This window comes from Brevundimonas sp. EYE_349 (assembly GCF_023147505.1).
Lineage (GTDB): Bacteria > Pseudomonadota > Alphaproteobacteria > Caulobacterales > Caulobacteraceae > Brevundimonas.
This window is the reverse complement of sequence record NZ_JAHXPB010000016.1, coordinates 1-6,368: the sequence shown is the minus strand read 5'-3', so window position 1 is coordinate 6,368 and position 6,368 is coordinate 1. Positions and strand designations below refer to the sequence as shown.

Sequence of the window (6,368 nt, the reverse complement as noted above, 5' to 3'; positions counted from 1 at the left end):
TTCACTTCATACTTCCAGCTTGCGCCGGTGGTGGACGACTCGGCCGTGATGTCGTCCATGGTGTGATAACCGGCGTCGATGGCGCCGTACCAACCATTGGGTTCCGCCGATGCGGCGCCGGCTGCGAACAGCCCGACCGCGGCGACGGAGGCGAGAAGTTTGAGCTTCATAGCTTCCTCACTGTGTGAATGCGCGAAGCTGCGCACTAGCACAGCATTCGCGATCCAAACGGCGAGGCTGGCGCGCGGTTCCGCTCCCAGATTATGATTGTGTCCACTGTGGCGCCATTTCAACACATTGGCAGCCCGCGAAAGGGAGCGATTATGACGATGCGGTTCGACGGACAGGTGGCGATCGTGACGGGGGCCGGCGGCGGTCTGGGGCGCGAGCACGCCTTGGCGCTGGCGGCGCGCGGGGCAAAGGTGGTGATCAATGATCTGGGCGGGGCGCGCGACGGCTCGGGCGGATCGGCCACGGCCGCCGAGGCCGTTGTCGCCGAGATCGAGGCGGCGGGCGGCGAGGCCATGGCCAATGCGGCCTCGGTCACCGACGCCGCCGCCGTCCAGGCCATGGTCGATCAGGTCGTGGCCAAGTGGGGCCGGATCGACATCCTGGTGAACAACGCCGGCGTCCTGCGCGACAAGTCCTTCGCCAAGATGGAGCTGGAGGATTTCCGCTTCGTCGTCGACGTTCACCTGATGGGGGCGGTCAACTGCACCAAGGCGGTGTGGGAGATCATGCGGGGTCAGAACTATGGCCGGATCGTGATGACCACCTCGTCCTCGGGCCTGTACGGCAACTTCGGGCAATCGAACTATGGCGCCGCCAAGATGGCGCTGGTCGGGCTGATGCAGACATTATCCATCGAGGGGGCCAAGAACGACATCCGCGTCAACTGCCTGGCGCCGACCGCCCACACCCGCATGACCGAGGACCTGGGCGCGGCCCTGCCGCTGGAGGCCCTCGCTCCGGCCCTGGTGACGCCTGGCCTTTTGTATCTGGTCAGCCGCGACGCCCCCAGCCGCGCCATCCTGGCCGCCGGCGCCGGCGGGTTCGAGCGCGCCTATGTCACCCTGACCCAAGGCGACTTCATCGCCGGCGACGACGCGCCCGAACAGGTCGCCGCCCGCTTTGACGCCATCTCGGACCGCGCCGGCGAGATCGTGCCGGACATGGGCGCCGCCCAGGGCATGATCGAACTGACCAAGGCCCAGAAGGCGCACGGCGGCTGAACAAGAAGGCGCCTTGCGTTGACGCGACGTGAGGCGCCTATCGTGTTCGGAGAGGAAACCGGCCTCAAGTAGCGCGAACGCGCGATAGGCCAAACAGAAATGGCCTCAAGTAGCGCGAACGCGCGATAGGCCCAGGACAGAGAGCATCCATGCGCGAAGCCGTCATCGTCTCCACCGCCCGCACCCCCATCGGCCGCGCCTATCGCGGCGCCTTCAACGACACCCAGGCGCAGAGCCTCGGCGCCCATGCGGTCCGACACGCGGTTCAGCGCGCCGGCGTCGATCCGGCCGAGATCGAGGATGTCGTCATGGGCGCGGCCCTGCAGCAGGGTTCGACCGGAACCAATGTGGCCCGCCAGATCGCCCTGGCCGCCGGCCTGCCCTCTTCCGTCCCGGGCATGAGCCTGGACCGCCAGTGCGCCTCGGGCCTGATGGGCATCGCGACGGCGGCCAAACAGGTCGTCTTCGACCAGCAGAAGATGGCGGTCGGCGGCGGCCTCGAAAGCATCTCCCTGGTCCAGAACCAGCACATGAACCTGTACCGGATGAAGGACGAGGCGCTGCTGAAGCTGTCGCCCCACATCTATATGTCCATGCTGGAGACGGCCGAGGTGGTGTCGCGCCGCTATGGCGTGTCGCGCGAGCGTCAGGACGCCTACGCCCTCCAGTCCCAGCAACGCACCGCCGCCGCCCAGGCCGCCGGCCGGTTCGACGCCGAGATCGTACCGATGACCACGACCATGCTGGTCATGGACAAGGCGACCGGCCGGACCTCGTCCAAGGAGGTGACCCTGTCCAAGGACGAGGGCAACCGCGCTGACACCACTTTGGAAGGGCTCCAGGCGCTCAAGCCCGTCTTCGGCGGCGGCGAGGAGATCCAGACGGGCGAGTTCGTCACGGCCGGCAACGCCTCGCAGTTGTCGGACGGCGCCTCGGCCTGCGTCGTCATGGAGGCCGGCGAGGCGGTGAAGCGCAATCTGCAGCCGCTCGGCGCCTATCGCGGCATGGCCGTCGCGGGCTGCGAACCGGACGAGATGGGCATCGGCCCCGTTTACGCCGTGCCCAAACTGCTGAAGCGTCACGGCCTGACGGTGGACGACATCGGCATCTGGGAACTGAACGAGGCCTTCGCCGCCCAGGTCCTGTATTGCCAGGATCAGCTGGGCATTCCCGACGAGCGTCTGAACGTCTCGGGCGGCGCCATCTCCATCGGCCACCCTTACGGCATGTCAGGCGCCCGCATGACCGGCCACGTCCTGATCGAGGGCAAGCGTCGCGGCGCCAAATACGGCGTCGTCACCATGTGCATCGGCGGCGGCATGGGCGCGGCCGGCCTGTTCGAGATTTTCTGAGAACGGCCGAAAGCCGCGCCCACAGAAGACAAGGCTTCGAAACGCCAGCGTTTCGAAGCGGAGCGGCCGGCCTGTTCGAGATTTTCTGAGGAGAAACCATCGTCTCATCCCTATTCACGGGGAGGTGGCGCGGAGCGAAGCGGAGAGATGGAGGGGGTCTTCGCCGCATCGCAGACGTCTGTGGGTCTTCAAGAGCCCCTCCACCACTCCGTGGTCCCATCCCCGCTCCGCAGGGAGGAGACGGTTTAAACCTTCTCGCTGATCTTGATCGCGACCCTGCAGCCCGCCTTGATCACACCCGACAGCAGCCGATAGGCGGGCGCTTCGCGGCTGCCGTGTTCGACGGCGTGGTCGTGGTGGGCCATTTCCTCGTCGCGGAACTGTTTCAGCTCGGCGGCCAAGGCCGGGTCGCGCTCGCCGATCTCGGCGATCTGGTCGGCATAGTGTTTCTCGATCACGCTCTCGACCGCCTCGGTGCAGGCGTGGGCGGCCTTTTCGCCCATCAGGGCCGTGCCGGCGCCCAGGGCCGAGGCCGCGATCCGCCACAGGGGCGTCATCACCGTGGGCCGCACCCGGCGTTCGTTCAGCAGGCGATTGAAGCGGTCCAGATGCACCGCCTCCTGATCCTGCATCTCCGACAGGTCGCGCGCCATGTCGCCATGGGCCTTGCGCCCCTCGAACACGGCCTTCTGCGCCCGATAGATCAGCACCGCCGCATATTCCCCCGCGTGATCGACGCGCAGGATTTCGTCCATCCGGGCCTTGTCGGCGCCTTGTCCGGGGCGGGGGAGAGGAATGGAGCCGCTCATAATCTATGTCAGGCCTTTTCGATCCGGGGCGCGCGGGCGTCCTTGGGCCGTTTGGCGGCCAGCAGGCTGAACACGGCCAATGCGGCGCTGATGATCGCATTCCACCCGGCCATCGACAGGCCCAGCCAGCTCCAGGCCACATCGCCGCAGCCGATCACCTTGACGACCGGTCCCGTGCCCAGCGCCAGCGCCGCCAGACTGTCCATGTCGATGGCGCCGCCGCCGGGCGAACAGGTCGCCGGCAGGGCCCACCATCTATACTCGCCGCCCATGTGGAAGACGGCCGTGATCGCCCCCGTGGCGAAGACGGCGGCCAGCAGGAAGGCGGCGATGCGCGGCGTGCCGCGTCGTCCGCCGCTGAACAGGGTCCAGGCCGTGGCCACCGCCCCCACCACGACGGCGGCCCAATAGACCTCGCGCTGCTTCAGGCACAGATTGCACGGCGCCAGCCCGCCGAACCGCTCGAACGCATGGGCGGCGCCCAGCATGGCCAGCGACGCGGCCAGGGCGAAGGCGGTCCACCAACGGGTCAGAAGGCGATAGGCGTCTGTCATCGTGCTTCGCTCTTACCGCGCCCGCCCGCATCCGTCGACTTACAGAACCTTCAGCACGACGATCAGCCCGACCAGGGCGACCAGGCCCACCCCGGTCCACAGCGCCAGCCGCTTCTCCACCTGGGCCAGCATGGCCGGACCCCAGCGTTTCAGGATCCACGCCTCCAGGAAGAACCGCCCGCCCCGTGTCGCCACGGACGCCGCGATGAAGATCGGGAAACTGAACGCCGCCAGGCCCGATGCTATCGTCACCAGCTTGTAGGGAATGGGCGTCAGTCCCTTGACCAGAATGACCCACAGCCCCCACTGATCGAACCACTGACGAAACTGCTCAAGCCCGTCCGAATGGCCCAACACCCGCATGATGGCCAGGCCCAGATCGGTCAGGAAATAGCCGATGGCGTAGCCCAGCACGCCGCCCAGCACCGAGGCGACGGTGCAGACCGCAGCATAGAAATACGCCTTCTGCGGCCGCGCCAGGATCATCGGCGCCAGCATCACGTCGGGCGGGATCGGAAAGAACGAACTCTCGGCGAAGGAGACCACAGCCAGAGCCTTGGTCGCGTGCCGGCTGCGGGCCAGTTCGAACACGCGGTCATACAGTTTGCGAAGCATGGGAATCCTCGGCGTCGAACCGACGCCCTTTGACGATGCGGATAACACGCCGCGCGCCGTCGCGTCATCCGCCCGCACCTGACGCAAACCGTCGCTGGCGCCCGGGCCGGTCATCACGTCCCCGTGGCTTCGTCTTGGCTCCGTGGACTTCCATGACTAGGTTCCGCCCCAATCGGCGGCCCCTTCCGGGTAAGACCGCCTCAAAATCTGTGCGGGAGACGCGCCATGAACGACATGACCAAGGCCGAAGTCGAGAAGCTGGATCTGGAGAACCCCCTCGGCGTCGACGGTTTCGAATTCGTCGAATTCACCGGGCCCGAGCCCAAGGCGATGATCGCGCGCCTGGAGACGATGGGCTTCACCCAGACCCATGTGAACCCCAGGACCGACGTCGTCAGGCTGAAACAGGGCGACATCAGCTTCCTGGTGCACCGTTCGCCGGCCGCCCACGCCGCCGACTTCGCCCGCGACCACGGCCCCTCGGCCAACGGCATGGCCTTCCGCACCACCGACGCCAAGGCCGCCTATGAGGGCGCGGTCGAACGCGGGGCCAAGCCCGCGCAAGGCGTGAACGGCGGGGCGCTGGGCGACGACTATCCCTATATCCTGGAAGGCATCGGCGGCAGCCTGCTCTATGTCATCGACCAATATGGCGACGAAGGTTCGCTTTACGACGCCTGGGACGAGATCGAGGGCTGGGAGGAGGCCGAGCGCAAGAACAGCGTCGGCCTGGAGGTGCTGGACCACCTGACCCACAACGTCCGTCGCGGCCAGATGCGGACCTGGTCGGGCTTCTACGGCTCGGTGTTCAACTTCGAGGAGCAGAAGTATTTCGACATCAAGGGCAAGGCCACGGGCCTGTTCTCCCAGGCCATGATCGCGCCCGACCGCGCCATCCGCATCCCGCTGAACGAAAGCCAGGACGAGAATTCCCAGATCGAGGAGTTCATCCGTCGCTACAACGGCGAGGGCATCCAGCACATCGCCCTGACCACCGAGAACATCTTCGAGACGGTCGAGGCCATGCGCGAGCGCGGCGTGGACTTCCAGGACACCATCGAGACCTATTTCGAACTGATCGACAAACGCCTGCCGGGGCACGGCGAGGACGTGGAGCGGATGCGCAAGAACCGCATCCTGATCGACGGTTCGGACGAAGAGGGTCTGCTGCTGCAGATCTTCACCCAGGACGCCTTCGGCCCGATCTTCTTCGAGATCATCCAGCGCAAGGGCAACGAAGGCTTCGGCAACGGCAACTTCCAGGCCCTGTTCGATTCCATCGAGCTGGACCAGATCCGTCGCGGCGTCATCAAGGTCGACGCCTGAATGAAGATGCGGCCGCCGACATGGCTGCCCTGGCTCGGCCCGGTCCTTGCGGCCGGCGCCGGGGCCCTGGCGGGCGAATACTGGCTGGGCGGCGGGTTCTGGGTGGTGCTGTTCACCGCCCTGATCTGCGGCTTCGCGCCCATCGTGGGCTATCAGGTGTGGAAACGGCTGCACCACCGGGGGTGAGGGGCGAGAGATCGGTCTCTTATGGAAGCGGGCCGGATCGGGGTCTGATATGGGTGGATTGCGGTCACGCTTTCAGACAAGCTCGACCGATGGCATGGCAGCGCACACACGTTGGACCAGAACATGATCACGGCAACGTCGGCGGCCTGCCGGTCTGGAAGCATGAATGGCGCAAGCTAGGTGGTGTGGACAAAGTGCCTGACCCACAGGCGGATTGAAGCGACGAGGACGAAACCGAGGAAGCTGTCGGCGGTCTTGTCGTATCGGGTCGCCAGTCGGCGGCTGTGTTTGAGC

7 protein-coding genes and 1 pseudogene are annotated in these 6,368 nt (G+C 66.4%); 4 read left to right on the top strand and 4 right to left on the bottom strand.

Annotated features, from left to right (window positions below; translation table 11 throughout):
- Positions 1-323: 323 nt before the first annotated feature.
- Both KZX42_RS17085 and KZX42_RS17080 read left to right on the top strand, forming a co-directional pair.
- Entirely contained in the window at positions 324-1,232 is a 909-nt protein-coding gene (locus KZX42_RS17085) for an SDR family NAD(P)-dependent oxidoreductase (RefSeq protein ID WP_248121372.1), read from the top strand.
- A gap of 149 nt (positions 1,233-1,381) precedes the next feature.
- Positions 1,382-2,584 (top strand): acetyl-CoA C-acyltransferase, encoded by a 1,203-nt coding sequence (locus KZX42_RS17080; RefSeq protein WP_248121371.1) that lies wholly within the window; start codon positions 1,382-1,384, stop codon positions 2,582-2,584.
- Between the two features lie 245 nt (positions 2,585-2,829).
- Here the strand turns inward: KZX42_RS17080 and KZX42_RS17075 are convergent, their stop codons facing one another.
- From KZX42_RS17075 to KZX42_RS17065, 3 genes are read right to left on the bottom strand one after another with little or no spacing between them, the layout of a single operon-like run.
- A complete protein-coding gene (locus tag KZX42_RS17075) occupies positions 2,830-3,393 on the bottom strand; it encodes a demethoxyubiquinone hydroxylase family protein (RefSeq protein WP_248121369.1) in 564 nt (187 codons plus the stop codon).
- 8 nt (positions 3,394-3,401) lie between these two features.
- A complete protein-coding gene (locus tag KZX42_RS17070) occupies positions 3,402-3,947 on the bottom strand; it encodes a disulfide bond formation protein B (RefSeq protein WP_248121367.1) in 546 nt (181 codons plus the stop codon).
- Positions 3,948-3,986: 39 nt separating this feature from the next.
- Positions 3,987-4,562 carry a YqaA family protein gene (locus tag KZX42_RS17065; RefSeq protein ID WP_248121365.1) on the bottom strand — a complete coding sequence of 192 codons (576 nt, stop codon included), beginning with the start codon at positions 4,560-4,562 and terminating at the stop codon, positions 3,987-3,989.
- A gap of 225 nt (positions 4,563-4,787) precedes the next feature.
- Here KZX42_RS17065 and hppD point away from each other — a divergent pair, with 225 nt between their 5' ends.
- Together hppD and KZX42_RS17055 are read left to right on the top strand one after the other, a co-directional pair.
- The gene (gene hppD, locus KZX42_RS17060; RefSeq protein ID WP_248121363.1) at positions 4,788-5,888 is read left to right on the top strand and encodes a 4-hydroxyphenylpyruvate dioxygenase; all 1,101 of its coding nucleotides are present in this window, start codon (positions 4,788-4,790) and stop codon (positions 5,886-5,888) included.
- Entirely contained in the window at positions 5,889-6,074 is a 186-nt protein-coding gene (locus KZX42_RS17055) for a hypothetical protein (protein ID WP_248121361.1), read from the top strand.
- A gap of 176 nt (positions 6,075-6,250) precedes the next feature.
- On the opposite strand, the pseudogene KZX42_RS17050 reads toward KZX42_RS17055, so the two are convergent.
- Positions 6,251-6,368: pseudogene (locus KZX42_RS17050) on the bottom strand (IS5/IS1182 family transposase); the annotation flags it as partial.